The sequence below is a fragment of the Nocardiopsis sp. NPDC058789 genome, assembly GCF_042745575.1.
Taxonomy (GTDB): Bacteria; Actinomycetota; Actinomycetes; order Streptosporangiales; family Streptosporangiaceae; genus Nocardiopsis; species Nocardiopsis eucommiae.
Genome location: NZ_JBHYOW010000001.1, coordinates 25,410 through 47,389 on the forward strand (window position 1 = coordinate 25,410; position 21,980 = coordinate 47,389).

Here is a 21,980-nt window from a genome sequence, read left to right on the forward strand (position 1 = left end):
ATACCACCCCCGCTCGACATCCGAGGCCCGTTGCAACGTATATTGCATCTGGTCGCGGCGGATCGCCCCGCGACGGACCGCGCACCCGACCCTGGAGGTTCCCCGTGACCGACGGCCCCCGGCCCACCGCCTACACGAACACGGCCCTGCTCGACCCCGAGACCGGTACCCGGACCCCCGGGTCCTGGCTGCTCGTCGAGGACGGCGTCATCGCGGCGCGCGGCACGGGCGAGGTGCCGGTCTCCGTCACCGACCGCGCGGAGACGGTCGACCTCGGCGGGGCCACCCTCATGCCCGGCCTCATCGACGCCCACGTGCACGTCACCGCGCTCAGCGCCGACCTCGGTGCGGTCGGTGACCACTCCCCCTCCTACGTCGCGGCCTTCGCCGCCAGGTCCCTGTCCGACATGCTCGGCCGCGGCTTCACCACGGTGCGCGACGTGGGCGGCGCCGACTGGGGTCTGGCCGAGGCCGTGGACGACGGGCTCGTGGACGGCCCCCGCCTCGTGTTCGGTGGCAAGGCGCTCTCCCAGACCGGAGGGCACGGCGACTTCCGGCCGCGCGGGCGACACGGCACGGACCAGCACGGGTGCTGCCCCGGCGCGGGCCTGGTCTGCGACGGACCCGTCGAGTTCCGCAAGGCCGCGCGCGAACAGCTCCGCACCGGCGCCCACCACGTCAAGGTGATGCTCTCGGGCGGAGTGGCCTCCCCCACCGACCGGATCGACTCCACCCAGTCCTCGGAGGACGAGCTGCGGGCGGTCGTCGAGGAGGCCGAGGCCGCCAACCGGTACGTCACCGGGCACGCCTACACCGCGCGGGCTGTCAACCGCGGCCTGCGCCTGGGTGTGCGCTGCATCGAGCACGGCAACCTCATCGACCAGAGCAGCGTCGAACTGTTCGTGGAGCACGGGGCGTTCCTGGTGCCGACCCTGGTCACCTACCGCGAGCTCTCGCGCCAGGGCGCGCGCAACGGACTTCCCGCCGAGAGCCAGGCCAAGGTGGACACGGTGCTCCACAAGGGGCTGGAGGCCCTGCGGATGGCGCACGAGGGCGGCGTGCGCCTGGTGTTCGGCACGGACCTGCTCGGCGGCATGCAGTCGCACCAGAGCGCCGAGTTCGCCATTCGCGGCGAGGTCCAGCCCGCGGCCGACGTGGTGCGTTCGGCCACCAGCGAGGCGGCCGCGCTGCTCGGGCTGGAGGGCGAGGTCGGCACCCTGCGCACGGGGGCCCGCGCCGACCTGGTCGTCGTCGACGGTGACCCGCTCTCCGACCTCTCCCTGCTGGCCGAGCCCGAGCGGGGCGTGCGCGCGGTGCTGCGCGGCGGTGTGACACGACGCACCCGCGCGTAGCCGAGCGGAGTAACGAACCCCGGTTCCACTCCCGTCCACGGCCCCGGAGACGGTCACGTCCCGACCCGTCCCGGGGCCGTGGCGCGCACCGCTCCGGGGCCCGAGCACACCCTCCGGTGGGCGCGGCGTGGCGCCCCCGCCACGCGGCGCCACGCCGGACCCCTTCTCCCCCGAACGCCCGAGGGGCAGGGCCTGGCGCCCTCCCCCGGTCCCACCGACGCCCGGTCTCCCCGGCCCCCGCCGGTAGGTCCGACACCCCACCCGCGTGGTCGGCCGTGGTCGACGCCGGAGGACGCGCCCCGCCTCCTCCTGACTCCGGACGGGCCGTCGTCCGCTCCCTCCCCGCCCCCGTGTCGGCCCCGAGCTCCGCGCCACCGGGGTGGCGTCCCCGCTCCCACATGCGAGTACGCTCGTCCGGAGGCCTTTTCCAGCTCTTCGGCCCCGTGGGGCTCGACCGCTCTCACACCGCCCAACGAGGTCGGTACGCGAAGGTCGGACCACGAGCGGTGGCCGGTCCGCACTCCGGTCCGGAGCTGCGCGAAGGCCTTTCGAGTCAGTGCGCAGCCGTGCTGTCGACCTCGCCGGGCGCTGACTCGGTCAGGGGCCGTCCCAGCCGTGGCCGCCACCGGCACCCGCGTCGCGGACCCTTCGCGACGCTGTTCTCGTTCTCCCGGACTCCGTCCCACTCGCCTCGACACCGACCGTCCCGCTGTTCCGTTCGGCGTCGAAGGGCGCCCGTCGCCATGCGCGCTCCGGGACGGTCCTCCGGGTTCCGATCTTCCACCGACGAACAGGCGGTCCACTCCCGTGCGACGTCCACTCGACCCCAGAACGGTCGTACTCCACTGCCCACCGCCGTGCGACGCCCCACCCCGTGTGTCCCCCGTGACCGCGGCGCGGATCGCTCGAAAGGTGTCGACACATGAATGACGCTCCGGCCGGGCGAAGAACCGTCGGGGTGGTCTTCTGGGCCTCCCTCGCGATCTCCGCCCTGTTCGTGGTCTGGGGCGTGGTCGCTCCGGAACACCAGATGTCCACGATGAACACCGCCCTGAACGGGATCACCTCCAGCTTCGGCTGGGCGTACCTGCTGCTCCCCCTCCTCCTGATCGGGCTCCTGGTCTGGCTGGCCCTCAGCCGCTACGGCCGCGTCCGGCTGGGCGCCGACGAGGACCGCCCCGAGTTCGCCACGCACACCTGGATCGCCATGATCCTCTGCGCGGTCATGGGCATCGGCCTGGTCTCCTACGGCATCGCCGAGCCGATCTCGCACTTCGCGGCTCCCCCGCACGACCTGGCAGAGCCGGGAACCCCCCAGGCCGCCGTCCTCGCGCTCCAGTACTCCTTCTACGACTGGGGCCTGCACGCCTGGGCCATCTTCGCGGTCTTCGGCCTGGCCCTGGGCTACTCGATGTACCGCAAGCAGCGGCCCGGCCTGGTCAGCGCGCTGTTCCGGCCGCTGCTGGGACGGCACGCCGACGGCCCGGCGGGCAAGGCCATCGACGTCTTCACGGTCTTCGCGACCCTGTTCGGCACCACCACCTCGCTCGGGCTGGGCGCGCTCCAGATCGACAACGGCCTGAACCGCATCCTGGGCACGCCCACCGGAGCCACCACCCAGGTCGTCATCGTGGTCGTGGTCACGGTGCTCTTCAGCCTCTCGGCGGCCTCGGGCGTCAAGCGGGGCATCCGCTACACCAGCGAGATCAACCTGTCGGTGGCCTCGGTGCTCTTCGTCTTCGTGCTGTTCCTGGGCCCGACGGCCTTCCTCGTCTCGCTCTTCCTGGAGTCCCTGGGCCAGTACGGCGGCGAGTTCCTGCTGATGAGCCTGCGTGGCCCGGCCTTCGGTGACACCGACTGGCTCCAGATGTGGACCTACTTCATGATGGCCTGGTGGGTGTCCTGGGGCGCCTTCGTCGGTGTGTTCCTGGCCCGCATCTCGCGCGGCCGCACGATCCGCCAGTTCATCCTGGTCGTCCTCGGGATGCCCAGCCTCGCCTTCTTCGCGTGGTTCTCCGTGTTCGGCGGCGCGGCCATCGACCTGGACCTGAACCACGGCACGGACATCGCCGGGGCCACAGCGGCGGACCTGAACAGCGCCTTCTTCGTCACCCTGGCCGAGTTCCCGCTGCCCATGGTGACGGCGACGCTGGTGGTGATCCTGGCGGTGCTCTTCTTCGTCTCCGGGGCCGACGCCAACACGTACGTGCTGGGCATGCTCACCACCCACGGGTCCATCCGGCCCCGCACGCCGATCCTGCTGCTGTGGGGCGCGGTGACCGGTGCCCTGGCGATCATCCTGCTGCTCTCCGGGGGCCTCAACGCCCTCCAGCAGACGGTGATCGTGGCCTCGGCGCCCTTCCTCGTGGTCATCGTGGGCGTGGTGGTCAGCTTCCTGCGTGACCTGCGCACCGAACCCGACACCTCCTCGTCCGGGCACCACGTGGCCACCCAGGCGGAGGAGCCGTCCCCGGCGGGCTGACCGCCGGTACCGGATTCGCCGACGCGCACCGACGGGCCCCTCCCACACGGAAGGGGCCCGTCGGCGTCCGTGCGTCGGACCGCTCCCAGGGGGATGGACGGCGGACGGACCGCTCCGGTTCACTGTGATCGCCGTGGGGAAACCCCTCGCACGCCGCGGCGTCGTCCCGTCCCCCCACCCCCTCTGGGAGACCCCACATGAACCCCTCCCCGTCCCCCGAACGCTCCGCCGGCGCCGGGAGAAGACCCCGGCTCGACCGCCGCACCCTCAGATCCGACCTGCGTCACCTGCTCTTCGACGCGACCGCCGCCCTCGCCGTGACCTTCGTGATGTTCGTGGTCCTGTACCTGCGCGTCGAGGGCGGAACCTCGCGGACGCTGGAGGTGATGCCCCACCTCGCCGACGCCCAGCGGTACTGGCTGTACTGGGCCTGCCAGGCCTTCGGCTGGTCCGCGCTGCTGTGGGCGTGGATCACCGTGATGCTCGGCCTGCTGCGCGCCACCAGGCCGCTGCCCTCGTCGCCCGTCAACCTCTCCCGGCTGGAGCGCTGGCACCGGGTCACCAGCGTCACCACCATCGGGCTGATGTTCGGCCACGCCCTCGCGTTCTTCCTCGAACTCCTCCGGGAGAACGCCGACGGCCTCGGCGCGTTCCCGCTCCTGTTCTCGGCGTTCGTCGACGTGTTCGTGCCGGGCGGTTACTCCACGGGGACCGGCCAGGTCGCCATCCTGCTGGGTCTGATCGCCCTCTACCTGGCGATCCCGCTCAGCCTGTCGTTCTACGTGCGCGCCTGGACCGGGTCCCGGCTGTGGCGTGTCCTGCACCGCTTCGTCATCGTCGTCTACGTGCTGAGCGTGTGGCACACCCTGCTGTACGGCACGAACGTGTGGTTCGACGGAGCGTTCCGCACCTTCGTCTGGGCGCTCCAGCTCCCCGTGGCCCTGCTGTTCCTGGCCCGGCTGCTCGCCCCGCTGCGCCCGGAGGAGCGTCTCACCCGCGCCGACCTCACCCGGGGTCCGGCGCTCGCCGGTCCGGCCCGGCTCTGCGGCCGCCTCCTGGCCGCCGTCGGCGTGGTCGTCCTGCTGCTTGTCACGGTGACCGGCCGCGACGGCGGACGAACCCCGGGGCAGGCGTCCGGGGACATGCTGGTCACCCAGCCGATGGTGTGGGGCGGGCTGGCCGTCCTGCTGACCGTCATGGGCGCGGTCGGCCTCGCGGTCCGGGCCGCGGGCCGGGAAGCCAGCTAGCGGAGTCGGCGTGACGGCGGGGCGGAGGTGGGACCTCCGCCCCGCCGTCACCCTTTCTCACCCCTTCACGGCGCCCCGCGTGATGCCGTTGACGAAGCTGCGCTGGAAGGCCAGGTAGACGACCACGATGGGAGCGATCACGATCAGGCTGGCCGCCGAGAGCAGGGGGATGTCGGTCCCGTACTGGCCGACGAACAGTCCCAGGCCCGTGGGCGCGGTGCGCAGGGCCGGGGTCTGCATCATCACGAGGATGAGCAGGAACTGGTTCCACGACCACATGAACACCAGCACAGACAGCGTGGTGACGGCGGGCCACGAGATCGGGAGCAGCACCCGGGCGAGCACGACGCTGTCGCGGGCGCCGTCCACCCGCGCCGCCTCCACCAGTTCCCTGGGGACCCCGGCGAAGTGGGACTGCATCCAGTACACGCCGAACGGCAGGAACAGGGCGACCTCGGCCAGGACCACCCCCGTGTAGGTGTTGGTCAGCCCCACCTCCCGCAGGTTGAGGTACAGGGCGATGACCAGCAGTTCCACCGGAAGCGTGAGGCCCAGGACGAAGCCCAGGGAGAGCACCCGGCCGCCCCACACGCCGAGGATCGAGAGCGCGTACCCGGCCAGGGTCGCGAAGCAGACCGTCAGCGGCACGACGCACACGGCGATGACGAAGCCGGACCTGGTCAGCTGGTCGAAGCGCCCCGCCTCCCAGGCCAGCCGGAAGTTCTCCCACGACCACTGCTGCGGCACACTCAGGCCGCCGACCGCGCTCCCGGTGGGGTGGAGGGCGGCCAGAACGATCCCGAGGAAGGGGAACAGCACCAGCACGGCGATCAGCGCCAGCACGCTGTGGCGCAGGACCGAGACGGGGACGTCTTGACGCATCACTTCTCCCTCGCGAGCAGTCGGATGACGCTGACCAGGGCGACGACCAGCAGGGTCAGGACCACGGCGAGCGCACTGGCGGCGCCGATGTCTCCCTCGTTGAAGGCGAGCCGGTAGACGAGCAGCGCCGGGACGTTGGTCTGTCCGGCGGGGCCGCCGTTGGTGGTGACGTACACGAGGTCGAAGCTGGCCAGCGCGGCGATGGTGGTGATGACGCCCGCGATGCTGATCTCCTTGCGGAGCCCGGGCAGCGTGACGTGGCGGAACCGGCGCATCCGTCCGGCCCCGTCGAGGGCGGCGGCCTCGTGCAGCGCGGGGTCGATCTTCTGGGCACCGCTCATGAACAGGACCATGCAGAGGCCGCTCATGCACCACGTGCCGATCAGGCCGAGGGCGATCAGCGCGAAGTGGTAGTCGGCCAGCCAGGAGCGGGTCAGACCGCCCAGGCCCACCGCTCCCAGGAACTCGTTGACGGCGCCGTCGCCGCTGTAGAGCCAGCGCCAGGTGGTGCCCACCGCCACCAGGGGCAGCACCTGGGGCAGGAAGTAGACCGTCCGGTAGAAGGTGGTCCCCCGGCCGCCCCGGGCGGTGAGCAGCCCGGTCATGAGCAAACCCACCGCGATGGGGACGAAGGAGAAGAAGACGATGAGCACGAGCCCGTTGCCGATCGCCCCGGCCAGGAGCGGGTCCGTGACGACCCGCGTGTAGTTCTCCACTCCGGCCCAGGTCGGCGGCTGGACGCCGTCCCAGTCCAGGAAGGAGAAGGAGAAGGTGCTCAGGGCCGGGTAGATGGCGAAGCCGCCGTAGACGGCCAGGGCGGGCAGGAGGTAGAGCCAGCCCCTGAGCCCGGTCCGGACCCGCCGCCACCGACGCGGGCGCCCGCCCCCGGCACCGTGGGTCGGCGCGGGGGCGGGCGTGGTGTGCGGGTGCGCTGGCGCGCCGTCACTCATGGTGGCTTTCCCATTCGGCCTGCAAGGAGGCGAGGAACTCCTCCGGGGTGGCGCTCCCCGAGATGAGCCCCTGGATCCCGGGGGTGAGCTGGTCGATCATGCCGGGTGCGGCGTGGTCGGGGAACGGGACGATCCCCTCGTTGTCAGCGACCGTCGAAAAGCCGAAGTTGACCTCGTTCAGCAGGCCGTAGCTCTCGGTCGGTGCCTGGGTGTCGACGGGCATGAAGCCGGTGGCCAGCTGGATCTCGGCCGCCTCCACGCTGCTGAGGTAGTTGAGGAACGCGGCGGCCACGTCCGGGTGCTCGGTGTGGGAGGAGACGGCGTAGGCGACGCTGCCGCCGGAGGCGACCGGGGCCTGGTCGACGGCGGTCCCCGGCATGAGCAGGAAGCCCACGTCGTCGCCCATCTCCGCCTCCAGTTCGAAGGCGGCCCAGTTCCCGGTCACCAGGAACATGCTGTCGCCGTCGACGAACTCGGCGCGGGCGTCGTTGTCCGAGGTCGCGTTGGCGCTCTCGGGGACGTACCCCGCCTCGACCCAGCGGTGGAAGGTCTCGGTGGCCTCGGCCGCCGCCTCGGTCTCGATCGTGGCGCCCTCCGCTCCGTACACCCAGTCCTTGTAGTCGTCGCGGTCTCCGAGGCCGTTGAGCAGGGCGTTCCAGATCTGGAAGCCGCCCACTTCGAGGCCGCCCACGCTCATGGGGGCGATGTCGGCCTGGTGGGCGAGTTCGAGGGCGGCCTCGAAGTCCTCCAGGGTGGCGGGCGGTTCGGGGACCCCGGCCTCCTCCATGACCTCGGTGTTGTGGAAGACGCCCAGGACGGAGAGGGCTCCGGGTGCCGCGTAGAGGCTGCCCGTGGCGAACTCGGTGGCCTCCTCGTTGGACTGGAGCGGCTCCAGGGTCGCCTCCGGAAAGGTCTCGTCCCAGGCGTAGGCCTCGGCGTAGGGGTCGAGGTTGAGGATGTGGCCGCCGGGGATGAGCGAGCGCATCGCGCCGGGGTTGTACTGGGCGATGTCGGGGGCGTCGTCCGAGGTCATCGACAGGCTGATGGTCTTCACGTAGTCCGTGAACTGGGTCTGCTGGAGCTCGATGTTCACGTTGGGGTACATGGCCGTGAACCCCTCCACCAGTTCGTGGGTGGGAGGGTCGTCCGCGAAGGCCAGGGTCAGGGTGGCCTCCGTGTCACTGATGTCGGTGGAGACGTCGTCCGGTGTGTTGTCCTGGGCGGAACCGCCGGAGAGGGCGGCGCAGGCCGTGAGCGTGAGCACGGCCGCCGCGCCCGCCAGCGAGAACGCGGCGGGGCGCAGAACCTTTTCCTTGGGGGGCATCCTGATTCTCCGTTGATCCTTTTTGTCGGGGGGTGCCGGGCGCCCTGGGGAAACCGACTTCCCAACCCCCGGAACGGCGGGCAACGAAGGAAACTCCGGCGCGGAATTCGCAGGTCGCACGGGATCCGACACCGCGCTCCCCACCCCGAAGCCGGAACCGGAGCCTGGTACCCCAAGGCTTGTCCGGCCTCAGATCAATTATGTACTGTACGTAACTGAATTCTCACGACGCAACTTGGATAACCTAAATGTCCGCTATAGCAACAGATCCTCCAATTTGGGATTCAGTGGTGACCGGGTTGGTCACCAGGATTCTCGGCCGAGGCCATCCGGATGTCCACTTCCTGTCACTCGACGCGCGGGAGAGGTCCTTCGAGTTCGGCGCCGAGGCGGGCGTCCTCACTGTCGCCGCCACCGACGCCCTCGCCGCCGCCGTCGGGGTGCACACCTACCTGCGGACCGTCTGCGCGGTCGCGGTCGGCTGGGACACCCCCCGGCCCCTGCCCGTCACGGAGTTCCCTGACGCCCCGCCCACCCGGGGGACCGCCGAGACCGAGCACCTCTACTACCTGAACTTCTGCACGCAGGGGTACACGTCCGCCTACTGGGGCTGGGACGACTGGGAGCGTGAGACCGACTGGATGGCGCTGCACGGCGTCACCATGCCGCTCACCCTGCTCGGCCACGAGGCGGTGCTGCGCGAGGCCCTCACCGGGCTCGGTCTGGACGAGTCCACCGTGCTGCGGTTCCTGGGCGGTCCCGGCTACCTGCCCTGGCAGTACATGGGCAACCTGGACGGCTTCCCGGACCCGATGCCCTCCTCGTGGATCGACGCCCACCTGGACCTGGCCCGGAGGGTGCTCGAACGCCAGCGCTCGTTCGGCATGACCCCGGTGCTCCCCGGATTCACCGGCCACGTCCCCGCCGAACTCGCCCCGGGCCGGACCCGCACCCGCGACTGGCAGGGCTTCCGGACCCACGTCCTGGACCCCGCCGACCCCCTGTACGCGCGCGCGGCGGAGGAGGTCGCGGGCGTCCAGGCCCGCCTGCTGGGCACCGACCACCTGTACGCGATCGACCCCTTCATCGAGATGGTGCCGGTGGACGCCGACCCCGCCTTCCCCGGTGCGGTGGCCCGGGCCACCCTGGACGGCCTGACCGGGGCCGACCCGGACGCGGTGTGGGTCCTCCAGGCCTGGCCGTTCTCGTACCAGCGGGACTTCTGGTCCGACTCCCGGGTGAACGCCTTCCTGGACGCGATCCCCGACGACCGGGTGCTGGTCCTGGACCTGTGGGCGGAGGAGGACCCGCAGTGGTCCCGGTTGGACTCGTTCGGCACCAAGGCCTGGATCTGGTGCGCGCTGCTCAACTTCGGCGGCCGCACCGACCCGATCGGGGACCTCCAGGGCGCCGTGGACGGGATCAACGCGGCCAAGGCCACGGGAAACCGGCCCGTCGGGCTCGGGCTGGCCATGGAGGGCACCCGGAACAACCCCGCCTTCTTCCACCTCGTGGCCGACCAGGCGTGGACCCGGACGGAGGACGTGCGCCGGGACTGGCTGCCCGGGTTCGTCCGGGGGCGCTACGGAGCGGACGCCGACCCGGCCCTGCTCGCCGCCTGGCGGGGGCTGAACGCCACCGTCTACGGCGCTTCCGACGTGCGGATCTTCCCCGAGCAGTTCAACGGGGTGCTGACCGCGCGACCCGGCTACGCGGACCTCGCTTTCCCCGACCGCGTCCGGACGGACGCCGCCGGTCTGGTCTGGTACGACTGGGCGGACCTCGTCGGAGCCTGGGAGGCGCTGGTGGGCGCGGCCGAGCGGCACCCGGCACTCGCGGACGGCCCCCTCGGCGGCGACCTCGTCGACGTGGCCATGGCCGTCCTGTCCAGGGTCTGCGACCACCGGTACGCGGAGCTGGTGGAGGCGGCGGCGGGGCGCGGTGAGGTCCCGGAGGAGGGGGTCGCGCGGTTCCTGCGCGTGTTCGACGACCTCGACGCGCTGCTGGCCACCCGTCCCGAGTACCGGTACGCGACCTGGGAGGCCCGGGCGGAGGCGTGGGCCACGGACGACGACGAGCGGCGGGTCCTGCGGGACAACGCCCGCCGCATCCTCACCGTGTGGACCACGACCGAGGACACCGTGCTCGACGACTACGCCGCCCGGCTGTGGTCCGGGCTGGTCGGCGGCTACCACCGGCCCCGTTGGGCGGCCTGGTCACGGGGGCTGCCCCGCGCCCTCTCGGACCGGTCGGCGGCGTCGGCGGAGCTCGACCGCGAGCTGACAGGGATCGCGGAGCGCTTCCTGGCCGAGGGAGCGCCGCCGGTGCCGGTGCCCCAGGAGGGGGTCGTGGCCCGCTCCCGGCTGCTCCTGGACCGGTACGGGCGCGCCGACGCCCCCTGACCGCGCCCCGGGAAGACCGCCCGGACCGCCCTGTCCACGGACCGCGGCCCGGTGGGGGACGCCGGGGCGACCGGCGCCGGGACGGCGCTGGCCCCCACCGAACCGGGGGCCTGGCGGCGACCACGGAGGAACGCGACGCGGTCGGCACGTGGGGACGGCCCGGTCCGTGAGGAGCGCCACCGGTCGCCCCGGCGAAGGAGGACAGAACCTGACCTCGACCCCTGGGAGGGTTCCCGGGTACGAGAGGAACAGGGGAACAGACCATGCCCACGAAGAACGCGACCGTGCTGGACGACCGGGCGCTCAACCGTGCCGCCCTGGCCCGGCAGGCGCTGCTCGAACCGACCGGGAGGTCGGCGCTGGAGACCGTCTCCCACCTGGGCGGGCTCCAGGCCCAGGAGCCCCAGGAACCGTTCGTCGGGCTCTGGACCCGGATGCGGGCCTTCGAGGCCGCCACGCTGTCCGAGCTGCTGACCGAACGACGCGTCGTGCGGGTCCACCTCATGCGGCGCACCGTGCACCTGGTGACCGCCGAGGACGCCCTCGCCTGGCGGTCCCGGTTCGACGCCATGCTGCGCCAGAAGGTCATGGGGGTCTACCGGGACGACCTGCGCGGGGTGGACCTGGACGAGCTGGCCGAGGCGGGGCTGGCCGTGATGTCCGACGGCCAGCCGCGCACCATGACCGAACTGGTCGAAGCGCTCTCCCACCGCTGGCCGGAGCCGGGGCGGCGGCCGCTGGGCGAGATGCTGGTCTCGGCCCTGCTGCCGGTCGTGCAGGCCCCGCCGCGCGGGCTGTGGCGTACCCGGGGCGGGGTCCGCAACGTTCTGCTGTCCTCCTGGCTCGGTCAGGAGGTCGATCCGCTCCCCGCCGACGGCTCCGACCCGGCCGGTCGGGCCCTGGTCCGCCGCTACCTCGCCGCCTACGGCCCCGCGACCTCCACCGACCTGCGCTCCTGGTGCGGGCTGGCCGGGCTCCCCGCGGCGGTGGCCGCCGTGCGGGACGAGCTGGTGTCCTTCCGCGACGAGCGCGGCCGGGAACTGCTGGACCTGCCCGACGCGCCGCGACCGGACCCCGACACCGCGGCCCCCGTGCGCTTCCTGCCCGCCTTCGACAACGCCGTCCTCGGCTACCACTACCGGAACCGGTTCATCGACGACGAGCACCGGGGGCTGTCGGTGGCCGGTGAACGCGTGGTGCTCGTGGACGGCCGCGTCTCCGCGACCTGGCGCACCGAGGAGGGCACCGTGGTGGTCACCCCGCTCCGCCCGCTGTCCCGGGACGACCGGGAGGAGGTGGCGGAGCGGGGACGGCTGCTGGCCCTGTTCCTGACCGACCGGGACAGCGACCGCGTACGCGTAGAGGCGTCCCGCTGACGTCGACGTATCGTTCCCGGACGGCCAGGACAGCGACGCGTGCACATCGGAACGCCCCTCCGTGAGCGCCCGCCCCGGAGCCCGGGGAGGGCTGGCCCGGCCCGCACCGTCGGAACCGCCCCCGGTCGAACTGGCCGGGGGCGACCTCCGTCAGCCCTGCACGCCGTTGACGGCGAGCCTGCGCAGGGTCAGTTCCGAGGCGGTCGTCATCTCGTTCGGGACGCCGAGGGAGGCGAGGAAGTCAGCGGTGGCCCGCACCTCCTCGCTGCGCCGGGAGGCGTGCTTGACGGTCCCGCTGAGGAAGCGGTCGACCAGCTCCGCTCCGCCCGTGAGCTGGGAGGCGATCTGCTCGCGCACCCACTCCTCCGCTCCGGCGGCCCTGCCCGCCACGACGGCCTCGCACACCACCGAGGCGAGGGGCTTCATCAGGGAGCTGCGCAGGAGCTTGCGCGCCGTGGCCTCCCCCGGCTCCCCGGGCAGGGCCTCCACCTCGGCGCCCAGGGACGCGCACACGCGGGCGACCTCGGGGGCTCCCGGACCACTGGCGATGAGGTCGGTGGCGGCTCCCCCGATGGTCATCGGGCCGAGGATGGCCACGTCGGCGAACCGGGCCCCGGTGGCCTGGACCCTCTCGCTGAGCGACCTCATGACGTCGGGGGTGGCGGAGGTGAGGTCGGCGTAGACGGTGTCCGGGGTGAGCGCCCCGAGCACACTGTCCGCGACGGCCGGGGCGACGGAGGCGGAGGTGAGCACCAGGACCATCTCCGCTCCGGCCACGGCCTCGTGGGCGGACTCCGCGCGCCGGACGCCCTCGGGGGTGTCCGCGGGGCCGGGGTCGAAACCGGTGACCTCGTGGCCCGCCCCGGTGAGCGCGGTGGCGTAGATGGTTCCGGCCTCACCGAGACCGATGACGGTGATACGCATGGTGACCTTTCGTCGTGTGGGAGCCGACGACGGTCCGGTACGGCGCACGGGTGTGCCCGCTCCGTCCGGTCGCCGCTCCGCCGTGGTCCGGCGGGCGGCGTTCCCGGTACGGGTCAGGCGCGGGGCCGGATCACGAGAGGGAGTGCCGCCCGCTGAGGGCGGAGGCTGCTCTTCGGAGTTCGGGGACGGCCTGACGCAGGCGGTCCTGGGAGGTGTGTTCGGAGGGCCCGGAGACGGAGAGGGCGGCGAGCGGCTCCCCCGTCGGGCCGGTGACGGCGACGGCCGCGGCGGCGACGGCGACGTCGCGCTCACCGATGGTCAGGCTGTGGCCGTCCCTGTCGATGTCCTCCAGTTCCCGGCGCACCCGCTCGGGGTCGAGCAGTTCCCCCGAGGCGTTCGTGCAGCCTTCCGACATCGCCGCCACGGCGTCCCGCTCGTCCTTGGGCAGGTGGGCCGCGATGACCTTGCCGGACCCCACGTAGAGGGGGAACCAGCGGCCGATCGGAACCTGGTAGTGCAACTGGGGGCTGCCGTCGACCCGCACCGCGAGCACGCGCTCGAAACCGCTGCGCACGTAGAGGGAGGAGGTCAGCCCGGTGACCGAGGTCAGGCTCTGCATGACGGGACGGGCCTGCTGGGTGAGCTGGTCGTTGACCAGGAACCCGTGGGCCATGCGCAGCACGGCCACACCCAGGCGGTAGGTCTGGTTCTCCGCGACCACGAGACCTCTGCGCTGGAGTACCGCCAGCGACCGGAGCACGGTCGCCGGGTGCAGGTCCACCAGGCGGCACAGGTCCACCAGGCGCAGCGGGGTCTCGCTGCGTTCCAGGGCCTCCAGGACGTCAAGGGCACGCTCCACACTGCGTACCGTGGGCTGACCCGACGACTCTGCGGCCACTGCGGAACCCCTCAGACTGTGGAGCTGGATGTCCCGCAAATGCTACAGGGCGGCGATCCTGGCCCGGGCCTCCTCCTCGTTGGCGTGCTTGCCCTCGGCGGCGGCGACGATCTCCTCCAGACGGTGCCGGGGGATGACGGTGACCCCGTCGTCGTCACCCACGATCACGTCTCCGGGGTTGACCACCACGCGGCCCACGGAGACAGGGACCTGGAGCAGGCCGGGGCCGTTGCGGTAGGGACCGGCCGGGGTGACGGCCCGGGCCCAGGTCGGGAAGCCGATGGCACCGAGGTCGTCGGCGTCGCGAATGGCGCCGTCCACGACGAATCCGGCGAGCCCCCGGGCCTTGGCGCGCCTGCCCATGAGGTCACCGAGCAGGGCCCGGTGCGTGACCGCCTGGCCGTCGATCACGAGCACGTCACCGGGCGCGGCGGTGTCGATCGCCTCGTGGATGAGCTTGTTGTCGCCCCCGGCGGTCATCACGGTGAAGGCCGGTCCCACCACCTTCGCGCCCTTCCAGACGGTCGAGATGGCGGCCTCGGCCACGTACAGGCGGTCGAGCACGTCACCGACGTTGGCCGCGGGCAGCGCTCCCAGGCGTCGGTGCAGGTCTTCGGGGAGGGGTGTGGTCTGTCCCGTCATGGGATTCCTTTCGAGGGCGCGAGCCGCCGGTGCGTTCGGCGACGAGTCCAACATTTCACCTAGCGAAGCTTGTTGTCAATGCATGAAATTTTTGCGGCACTTCGCGCTTGCCGTGTGACCCTGAGCGACAGGAGAAGGCGGGGCTCAGCCCGGTTCGGGCCGGGCCCCGCCTCCGAAGGGCGGGAGACCGGAAGGGTCAGGCCGCCGGCGTCTCCTCGTCGTCGTTCTGGAGGTACGAGGCCAGGAACGCGATGACACCGAAGGTGGACGCGAGGGTCACGGAGGGGACCAGCAGGTGGTCGGACGCCGCGCTGACGAGCCCGGGCTGCGACAGGACGGTCCCCACCAGCTGTCCCAGCACCATGAGGATCGCGACGAGGAAGAACGCGGCGAAGGTCGCGACGAAGAGGACCCGGAGGATGCTCAGCGCGAGCTGGCGCGGCGACTGTTTGCGTTCGGACATCAGGTGCCCCTTTCTGTTCGGGCGGGCGGCCGTGCCGCCCGCCCGGGACCGCGATGGATCAGACGACGAAGATGGGCAGGATGCCCCAGCCCACGAGGCAGGCCAGGAGGATGATGGGCACGAGGTAGAACAGGATCAGCGGCACGAAGGTCTTCTCCGCCTTGACCTGCACGATCCCCGACGCGATGAAGATCGGCGCGGAGGGCGGGGAGGACCCCTCGGTGGAGGCGGCCACCAGCGGCACGACCAGCGCGATCACCGGATCCACTCCGACGGCGACGAGGCTGAGGAAGGACACCTGGCCCACGGCGGTCAGCGCGGCGGTGGAGGTCAGCGGGATCGAGACGATCGCGACCAGGAGGACGGTCAGCGCCACCATGAGGAAGGGCCCGGCGTTGAAGTAGCCCAGCACCTGCTCGACGTCCTCGGCCAGGCCGAGGTCCGCGAGCACACCGCTGGCGGCCATCGCGAAGATCAGCAGCGCCCCGATCGTGCCCAGGCGCGGCATCGCCGCGAGCACGAAGTCGTACCACTGGCGCGCGCTCCCCGGCAGCTCACGGCGGCCGACGATGGCGGCGATGAGGATGATCAGGATCGGGATCCACGTGATGAGCGAGATGTCCCCGAGCGCGTCCCCGAGGCGGTCCGGCGAGCCCAGGTAGTCCGAGAGCGGACCGGTGGTCACCGCGATCGGGATGAGGGCCCCGAGGTAGATGAGGGTGGCGGGCCAACCGGCGCGCCACACCCGGCCGAACGGCAGCCGGGCCTGGTCCTCGGCCACTCGCACGCCGTCCACCCGGACGAAGACGAAGGCCATCACCAGCCGGTGCAGGACCTGGTACAGACCCGTGACCAGCAGGGCGAGGTAGATGTCCCCGGTCGAGACCGCCGCGCCCGCGAAGCCGAGCATGATCACCATGGACGAGCTGGGCGGCAGGGCGGCGCCCATGCCGCCGTTGCCCGCGAGGATCGTGGCCGCGCGCGCCCGGCTGAAGCCGTTGCGCACCATCCAGGGTCCGGTGACCGAACCGGTGGAGGCGACGTTGCCCGAGTTGGAACCCGACAGCGCCCCCATCACTCCGGAGGCCACGACGTCCACGTAGGCGGGACCGCCGCGCAGGCGCCCCAGGGCGGCGTTGAGGATGTCCAGGATCTTGTTGATGAGGCCGGTGCGCTCGATCATGTACGCCATGAACACGAAGGCCAGCGCGGCGTAGATGACCTCGTTGGAGGTGGTGTTCACGAGACCGGAGACCATCGCTCCGAAGAAGTCCCCTCCCGCGAACAGGCAGGTGGCGATGAAGCCGAGGAACATGGCCTCGCCCATGTTCCTCTTGAAGACGGCGCTCCAGACGATGATGACCGCGATGAAGGCGGCCAGGGCCAAGAGTGCAGAGGGCATGGGAGGCTCCCGAGCTCGGTGATGTGGGGACGGCGTCGCGGAGTACGCCGGCGGTGGCGCGCACCGCTCGGAGGAATCGAACGGTCGGCCCGGTGGGGAGGTCTCCTCGCCCACGTGTCGACACTTTTCACCTGGACGAAACAACGTTTCAAACAGTGAAGTGTAAGTTCGCTGTGTGAAGTGTGTCCCAGGTTACGTCGAACGTCAACCGTTGGCCAGGAATCTCCTGACCTGCAATGGAGCAGTCACACCACGCACATGCCCCAGGGCACGCCCCAGGCACGCGTGACGGACACCCCGCCACGTTCGACCGGCGGGGCGGCTCGGAGGCCCTGAGGCGGGACGGGAACGGACCGGCCCGCCTCAGGGTGGGAGGCCGGACCTCAGTCCGACCCCCGTTCGGCGATGCTCTGGGCCAGGGCGAGCGTGCGCAGGGCCGCCGTCACCACCGGCGCGTCGATGAAGCGGCCGTCGGCCAGGGCGATCGCGCCGCCCCCACGGACCGACTCCGCGGACGCGCCCTCGGCCGCCTCCGCGATCTGGCGGGCACGGGACACCTCCTCCTCAGAGGGGGTGAAGGCGCGGCGGATCACCGGCACCTGGCGGGGGTGGATCGCGGACCGGCCGAAGAGTCCGGTGTCGCGCCCGCGCAGGCAGGAGCGGTACAGACCCTCCGTGTCCCTGACGTCGATGTAGGCCGCCATCCCCGGCGCCGCCAGCCCCGCGGCGGCCGAGGCGACGACGATGCGGGTCCGCAGCCAGGAGAAGGCCTCGTCCCCCCGGAGCCCCAGCTCGGCGGTCAGGTCCGCCTCACCCAGGGCCAGCGACCGCACGGCGGGGTGTGCCGCGATCTCCGAGGCGTTCTCCACACCCCGCGCGGACTCCAGGAGGCAGTCCACGGGCACGCCCTCACCGACGGCGCCGACGACGAGGTCCACGTCCTCCGCCGACTCGATCTTGGGCACCCGCACCCCGTCCGCACCCCCGGCCGCCACGGCGGCGGCGTCGAGCGCGAACCACTCGGTGTGCGGCGCGTTGACGCGGACGTGCACCCGTACCCCGTCGTCGACCGACTCCGCGTGGCGGGCGTCGAGGAAGTCCCGTACGTGGCGCCGGGCCGTGTCCTTGGCCGAGGGCAGGACGGCGTCCTCCAGGTCCAGGATCACCGCGTCCGCCCCGGAGGCGATCGCCTTGGAGAAGCGCTCGGGCCGGTCGCCGGGCACGTAGAGCCAGGTGACCAGGGGCGCCTGGACGGCGCTCATCAGATGACCCCCGCTTCGCGCAGCCCGGACCGGGCAGCCTCGGAGTAGCCGAGTTCCGCCAGCACCTCGTCGGTGTGGCGGCCCTTGGGCGGTCCCACCCAGCGGATCTCGCCGGGACTCTCGGACATCCGGAAGGGCACGTTCTGGATCGCCACGCTCCCGAGCTCGTCGTCCGGCACGTGCACGATCGTCTCCAGGGCCCGGTACTGCGGGTCGGTGGCGATGTCGGACGCGTCGTAGATCGGCGCGATGGCCGCCTGTGCCCGGTCGAACTCCTCGATCACCTCGTCCGCGTCGCGCGCGGCGATCCAGGAACCCACGGCCTCGTCGAGTTCGTCGGCGTGCTCGTAGCGGGTGCGGCCGGAGGCGAACCAGGGCTCGTCCACCAGGTCCTCGCGCCCCACCAGGCGCATCACCCGTTCGGCGATGGACTGGGCGCTCGTGGAGATCGCCAGCCAGCGACCGTCCCGGGTCCGGTAGGTGTTGCGGGGGGCGTTGCTGGTGGACCGGTTGCCGGTCCGCTCCGGGATCGCTCCGGTCGCGTGGTAGGCGGTGAGCTGGGGGCCGAGGACCGTGAGGATGGGCTCGATGATGGCCAGGTCGATCACCTGCCCCCTACCGGTCTCCTCCCGGTTGTGCACGGCGACCATGACGGCGTAGGCCACGGCCAGCGCCGCGATCCCGTCGGCCAGGGCCAGGGGCGGGAGCGTGGGGGGTCCGTCCGGCTGTCCGGTCATGGAGGCGAAGCCGCTCATGGCCTCGGCGAGGGTCCCGAAGCCGGGACGGTGGGCCATCGGCCCCTTCTGCCCGAACCCGGTGACGCGGGCGATGATGAGCCGGGGGTTGCGTTCGAGGAGCGTCTCAGGGGAGAGGTTCCAGCGTTCGAGGGTGCCGGGTCGGAAGTTCTCGATGAGGACGTCGGCCTCGTCCAGCAAACGCAGCGCGACCTCCTGCCCCTCGGGCTGGGACAGGTCGAGCGTGGTCGTGCGCTTGTTGCGGGCCAGCATCTTCCACCAGAGCCCGACCCCGTCCTTGGTGGGCCCGTGGCCCCGGGCGGGGTCGCCGCGACGGGGGTGCTCGACCTTGACGACGTCGGCCCCGAAGTCGCCCAGGTAGGTGGCGGCCATCGGACCGGCGAAGAGCGTGGCCGCGTCGACGACCTTCAGGTTGCTCAGTGATCTCATAACAAACAACTTATAAGATATATAAGTAGGCGCAAGGGGGTCCTTGTGAACCACCACACCCCTGAGGTCCCGTCAGCCCCTGCGGGACACCGGCACCGGCCCCCTAAGCTTGGTTCCATGAACATCGCGTCGACGGGGAGGTCCGCTCTTGTCCGCCTCTGGTAGCGGGGAGACGGCGGGGCTTCCGCGTACCGGTCGTCCCCCGACGAGCAAGGCCGAGTACGTCCACGAGACGCTGCGACACGAGATCGTGAACGGGGTCCATCCCCCCGGTGCCTCCGTGAACCAGGACGAGGTCGCCACCCGCCTCGGGGTCTCCATCACCCCCGTGCGCGAGGCGCTGCGCCGTCTGGAGAGCGACGGCCTGGTCACCTACCGCGCGCACCACGGCGCCACCGTCTCCGCGCTCGGCGTCGAAGCGGCCGAGGAACTCCGACAGCTGCGCGCGGCGGTCGAGGGTCTGAGCGCGCGGCTGGCGGCCCAGCGGATCACCGACGCCCAGCTGGCCGAGCTCACGGAGGTGCACGACCGCATGGTCGCCGCGCGTGACTCCGGTGCATCACAGGATCTGGCCCAGGACAGCCGCCTGTTCCACCAGATGGTCGCGGACATCGGCGGTCCCGCGTTCCTGGGCGGGCACGTCCGCTCGCTCCGGCGCAACAACCCCATCCTGGAGACCGTCTCGCGGTGGAAGGACCCGGCCAGGGTCAGCCTGTACCTCGACGCGCACGGGCGGATGCTCGGCGCCTTCGCGCAGGGGGACGGGACCGAGGCCGAGCGCCTCATGGCCGAGCACATCCTCGCCGCTCCCGGGGAGCAAGGCTCCGACTAGGGCGGTTTCCGTGGATGCTTTCGCCGGTGATGGTGGAGCCGCCACCGATGCGAGCGGCACTCTCCCCTACTGTGCGCTGCTTCGCGAGCTCCGCGGCCTCGCACACGGGGGCCCGGCCGGGTTCCGGCTGCCCGAGCCTCATCGGCGCGGCGTGGCGAAAACGCGAGGACACCGCGCCGAAGGCGTCCGTTGAGGGTGGTGGCGGGCGACAGGTGGGAGGAATGATCCACGAGGTACGCCCTGAGGACGTACCTCGTGGATGCTCGTGACGGGCGGTTGACCTCCGACGGGGGCGGCTACCCGACGAGGAGCTCCGGGGCCGGCGCCTCGGGGTGGATCCGCTCGACCCCGCCCCGTTCGGTGTACATGTCCCAGTAGTGCTCCGCGAGTTCGTCCGGATCGACGACCGGGAACGCGTCGAGCAGCGCGGAGCCAGCCGCCGTCCCGCCCATCTGGCCCTCGATCATCTCGCTGCGGGCGATACCGGCCCTGACGGACAGCGTCCCCGCGTAGACGCCGGTCCCGTCGAGCTCACCGTTCAGGGAGTACAGGTAGTTGCGGGCGGCCGCCATCACCGGACCGACACCGCTGAGGTGGGGCATCGGCCGAACCGCCGAGTACCCGGTGGTCATCAGGAGGGCCCCGTCCCCGCGCTCGGTCATCTCCGGCAGCACGGCCCGGAAGACCTCCACGGGGGTGAGCAGCAGCAGGCGCGAGAGTCCCTCCAGGGTGGCCGCGTCCAGTTCGGCGGCCGGGGTGAAGGGCATGGCGCCGCCGATCGGCCCGTACTCGACCACGTCGATCCGGTCGAAGCGGTCGCGAACGGCCGCGACCAGCGCGGGCACCTCGGCGGGCTCGGACAGGTCGGCCGAGAAGGCGGCCGCCTCGACGCCCTCGCCCGCGAGGCTCTCGACGAGCGCGTCGAGACGGTCCCGGCGGCGCGCGACCAGGGCGACCCGGAAGCCCTCGCGCCCGAAGCGCCGGGCCACGGACACGCCGAGGCCGGTACCGGCTCCGAGGACGGCGATCACTTTCGACATGGGCTGGCTCCAATTCCTACTACTTGTGCGTAACGCCATGATGGACCGGTAAGGAAGGGTGTACAAAAGGCACATCCGTGTTCGCCACGAAGGGAGATGTGCTCAGTGGACACAGCCCGACCGACCGACGACCGGCTCCTGGGGCCCTGCTCCTACCTGCCGACCGAGCACGCGGACACCGTCAGGAAGGTCCTGGACCGCGTCGGTGACAAGTGGACGATGCTCGTGGTCGTCACCCTGCGCGACGGACCCCGGCGCTACACGGACCTCCAGCGCGCGATCCCCGGCATCTCCCAGCGCATGCTCACCCTCACGCTGCGGCGGCTGCACGAGGACGGACTGGTGACGAGGACCGCGCACGCGGAGGTGCCGCCCCGCGTGGAGTACGCCCTCACTCCACTGAGCCGCGGCCTCCTGGAGATCGTCGCGCCGCTGGTCGACTGGGCCCTGGAGCACCACGACGAGATCAGCGCGAACCAGGACCGCACCAACGCGGCCTCGGGGGCGGGCGGGCGGTAGGACGCGACCCGGGGGGAACACGCGCCGTGCGAGCTCGGGCCGCCGCGACGCCCGACCGGAACGTCGCTCACGTGGATCACTTCTCAGATGGGCGACGCCCGGCGGGGGCGACCACCCGGCACGGGCCACGCCCGGCACGGGCCACACTTCCCGCGCAGGCAACGCCCGACATGGGTAACTCCCAGCACGGGCCACTTCCCGCGTAGGCAACGCCCGACATGGGCGAGGCCCCGCACGGGCCACTCTTCCGCGTAGGCAACGCCCGGCACGGGCGAGGCTCCGGCGGGGGACGACGCCCGAACGGAGGCCTCCGGGCCTGTGCCCGGAGGCCCCTGGATCAACCGCCCTCGGTGAACCGCAGCCGGTACAGCGCGGACACGGAGGTCGCGATCGCCCTGCACTGGGTGAAGTGCGGCTGGGAGTCCGGGTGCTCGATCGCCTTGGTGAAGTGCTCCTCGCTCTCCCACTGCGCGTAGTTGCACACCTTGGTGCCGTCGAGGCTGACGTGCACGTTGGCCGAGACGAACCCGGGGAAGTGGCGCATGACGTCCTCCGTCGCCTCGTGCAGGAGTTCCACCAGCCTCTCCTGGTCGCGGGGTTCGACTGTGAACGTGTTGACGAGCGCGACGAGATCGCGGTCGGTACCGATGACGGCCATGGTCAACTCCTTGTGTCGTCTTCACCGTGGCCCGCGGTCTCCACCCGTATTCGGATCACGTTCGGACACGTTCCGTGACGACTGGGAAACCGCCCGGAGCTGCTGGGGGGCGTACCGGACTCCGTCCAGGGTTCGTGACGC

At 71.7% G+C, this 21,980-nt stretch carries 19 protein-coding genes; 7 read left to right on the forward strand and 12 right to left on the reverse strand.

Annotated elements, in window-relative coordinates:
• Positions 1–104 precede the first annotated feature (104 nt).
• From ACFW3L_RS00120 to ACFW3L_RS00130, 3 genes are all read left to right on the forward strand, one after another.
• Positions 105–1,352 carry an amidohydrolase family protein gene (locus ACFW3L_RS00120; protein WP_378734579.1) on the forward strand — a complete coding sequence of 416 codons (1,248 nt, stop codon included), beginning with the start codon at positions 105–107 and terminating at the stop codon, positions 1,350–1,352.
• Positions 1,353–2,274: 922 nt separating this feature from the next.
• The gene (locus tag ACFW3L_RS00125) at positions 2,275–3,834 is read left to right on the forward strand and encodes a BCCT family transporter (protein WP_378734581.1); all 1,560 of its coding nucleotides are present in this window, start codon (positions 2,275–2,277) and stop codon (positions 3,832–3,834) included.
• A 197-nt stretch (positions 3,835–4,031) separates the two neighbouring features.
• Positions 4,032–5,081, forward strand: coding sequence for a ferric reductase-like transmembrane domain-containing protein (locus tag ACFW3L_RS00130; RefSeq protein ID WP_378734583.1), 1,050 nt, complete (start codon positions 4,032–4,034; stop codon positions 5,079–5,081).
• Positions 5,082–5,138: 57 nt separating this feature from the next.
• Here the strand turns inward: ACFW3L_RS00130 and ACFW3L_RS00135 are convergent, their stop codons facing one another.
• The 3 genes from ACFW3L_RS00135 to ACFW3L_RS00145 are packed head-to-tail and all read right to left on the reverse strand — an operon-like array spanning position 5,139 to position 8,237.
• Positions 5,139–5,963, reverse strand: a complete 825-nt coding sequence (locus tag ACFW3L_RS00135; protein WP_378734585.1) for a carbohydrate ABC transporter permease — start codon at positions 5,961–5,963, stop codon at positions 5,139–5,141.
• Positions 5,963–6,913 carry a carbohydrate ABC transporter permease gene (locus tag ACFW3L_RS00140; protein WP_378734587.1) on the reverse strand — a complete coding sequence of 317 codons (951 nt, stop codon included), beginning with the start codon at positions 6,911–6,913 and terminating at the stop codon, positions 5,963–5,965. Before ACFW3L_RS00140 ends, ACFW3L_RS00135 begins: the two co-directional genes overlap by 1 nt.
• Entirely contained in the window at positions 6,906–8,237 is a 1,332-nt protein-coding gene (locus tag ACFW3L_RS00145) for an ABC transporter substrate-binding protein (RefSeq protein ID WP_378734589.1), read from the reverse strand. The genes ACFW3L_RS00140 and ACFW3L_RS00145 overlap by 8 nt, the downstream gene beginning before the upstream one ends.
• 248 nt (positions 8,238–8,485) lie before the next feature.
• On the opposite strand from ACFW3L_RS00145, the gene ACFW3L_RS00150 reads away from it, so the two are divergent.
• Together ACFW3L_RS00150 and ACFW3L_RS00155 are read left to right on the forward strand one after the other, a co-directional pair.
• Positions 8,486–10,639 (forward strand): alpha-N-acetylglucosaminidase TIM-barrel domain-containing protein, encoded by a 2,154-nt coding sequence (locus tag ACFW3L_RS00150; RefSeq protein WP_378734591.1) that lies wholly within the window; start codon positions 8,486–8,488, stop codon positions 10,637–10,639.
• 263 nt (positions 10,640–10,902) lie between these two features.
• Positions 10,903–12,015: a winged helix DNA-binding domain-containing protein gene (locus tag ACFW3L_RS00155; RefSeq protein ID WP_378734593.1), complete on the forward strand. Its 1,113-nt coding sequence runs from the start codon at positions 10,903–10,905 to the stop codon at positions 12,013–12,015.
• Positions 12,016–12,165: 150 nt separating this feature from the next.
• Here ACFW3L_RS00155 and ACFW3L_RS00160 read toward each other — a convergent pair whose 3' ends face one another.
• From ACFW3L_RS00160 to ACFW3L_RS00190, 7 genes are all read right to left on the reverse strand, one after another.
• On the reverse strand, positions 12,166–12,939 hold the full coding sequence (locus ACFW3L_RS00160) for a DUF1932 domain-containing protein (protein WP_378734594.1): 774 nt from the start codon (positions 12,937–12,939) through the stop codon (positions 12,166–12,168).
• Positions 12,940–13,069: 130 nt separating this feature from the next.
• Positions 13,070–13,798 carry an IclR family transcriptional regulator gene (locus ACFW3L_RS00165; RefSeq protein ID WP_378734596.1) on the reverse strand — a complete coding sequence of 243 codons (729 nt, stop codon included), beginning with the start codon at positions 13,796–13,798 and terminating at the stop codon, positions 13,070–13,072.
• An 81-nt stretch (positions 13,799–13,879) separates the two neighbouring features.
• Positions 13,880–14,479 carry an RraA family protein gene (locus ACFW3L_RS00170; RefSeq protein WP_378734598.1) on the reverse strand — a complete coding sequence of 200 codons (600 nt, stop codon included), beginning with the start codon at positions 14,477–14,479 and terminating at the stop codon, positions 13,880–13,882.
• A gap of 196 nt (positions 14,480–14,675) precedes the next feature.
• Positions 14,676–14,942 carry a hypothetical protein gene (locus ACFW3L_RS00175; protein WP_378734600.1) on the reverse strand — a complete coding sequence of 89 codons (267 nt, stop codon included), beginning with the start codon at positions 14,940–14,942 and terminating at the stop codon, positions 14,676–14,678.
• A 58-nt stretch (positions 14,943–15,000) separates the two neighbouring features.
• Positions 15,001–16,344 (reverse strand): TRAP transporter large permease subunit, encoded by a 1,344-nt coding sequence (locus ACFW3L_RS00180; RefSeq protein WP_378734602.1) that lies wholly within the window; start codon positions 16,342–16,344, stop codon positions 15,001–15,003.
• A gap of 383 nt (positions 16,345–16,727) precedes the next feature.
• Complete coding sequence (locus tag ACFW3L_RS00185; protein ID WP_378734604.1) at positions 16,728–17,606, reverse strand: HpcH/HpaI aldolase/citrate lyase family protein; 879 nt, start codon at positions 17,604–17,606, stop codon at positions 16,728–16,730.
• Entirely contained in the window at positions 17,606–18,790 is a 1,185-nt protein-coding gene (locus ACFW3L_RS00190) for a CaiB/BaiF CoA transferase family protein (RefSeq protein WP_378734606.1), read from the reverse strand. The genes ACFW3L_RS00185 and ACFW3L_RS00190 overlap by 1 nt, the downstream gene beginning before the upstream one ends.
• A 148-nt stretch (positions 18,791–18,938) precedes the next feature.
• Between ACFW3L_RS00190 and ACFW3L_RS00195 the strand changes: the two genes are divergently transcribed.
• Positions 18,939–19,622 (forward strand): GntR family transcriptional regulator, encoded by a 684-nt coding sequence (locus ACFW3L_RS00195; RefSeq protein WP_378734608.1) that lies wholly within the window; start codon positions 18,939–18,941, stop codon positions 19,620–19,622.
• Positions 19,623–19,918: 296 nt separating this feature from the next.
• On the opposite strand, the gene ACFW3L_RS00200 is transcribed toward ACFW3L_RS00195, so the two are convergent.
• On the reverse strand, positions 19,919–20,662 hold the full coding sequence (locus ACFW3L_RS00200) for an SDR family NAD(P)-dependent oxidoreductase (protein ID WP_378734610.1): 744 nt from the start codon (positions 20,660–20,662) through the stop codon (positions 19,919–19,921).
• A 96-nt stretch (positions 20,663–20,758) separates the two neighbouring features.
• Between ACFW3L_RS00200 and ACFW3L_RS00205 the strand changes: the two genes are divergently transcribed.
• Positions 20,759–21,181, forward strand: a complete 423-nt coding sequence (locus ACFW3L_RS00205; protein ID WP_378734615.1) for a winged helix-turn-helix transcriptional regulator — start codon at positions 20,759–20,761, stop codon at positions 21,179–21,181.
• A gap of 337 nt (positions 21,182–21,518) precedes the next feature.
• On the opposite strand, the gene ACFW3L_RS00210 is transcribed toward ACFW3L_RS00205, so the two are convergent.
• Complete coding sequence (locus tag ACFW3L_RS00210; protein ID WP_378734617.1) at positions 21,519–21,839, reverse strand: antibiotic biosynthesis monooxygenase family protein; 321 nt, start codon at positions 21,837–21,839, stop codon at positions 21,519–21,521.
• Positions 21,840–21,980 lie beyond the last annotated feature (141 nt).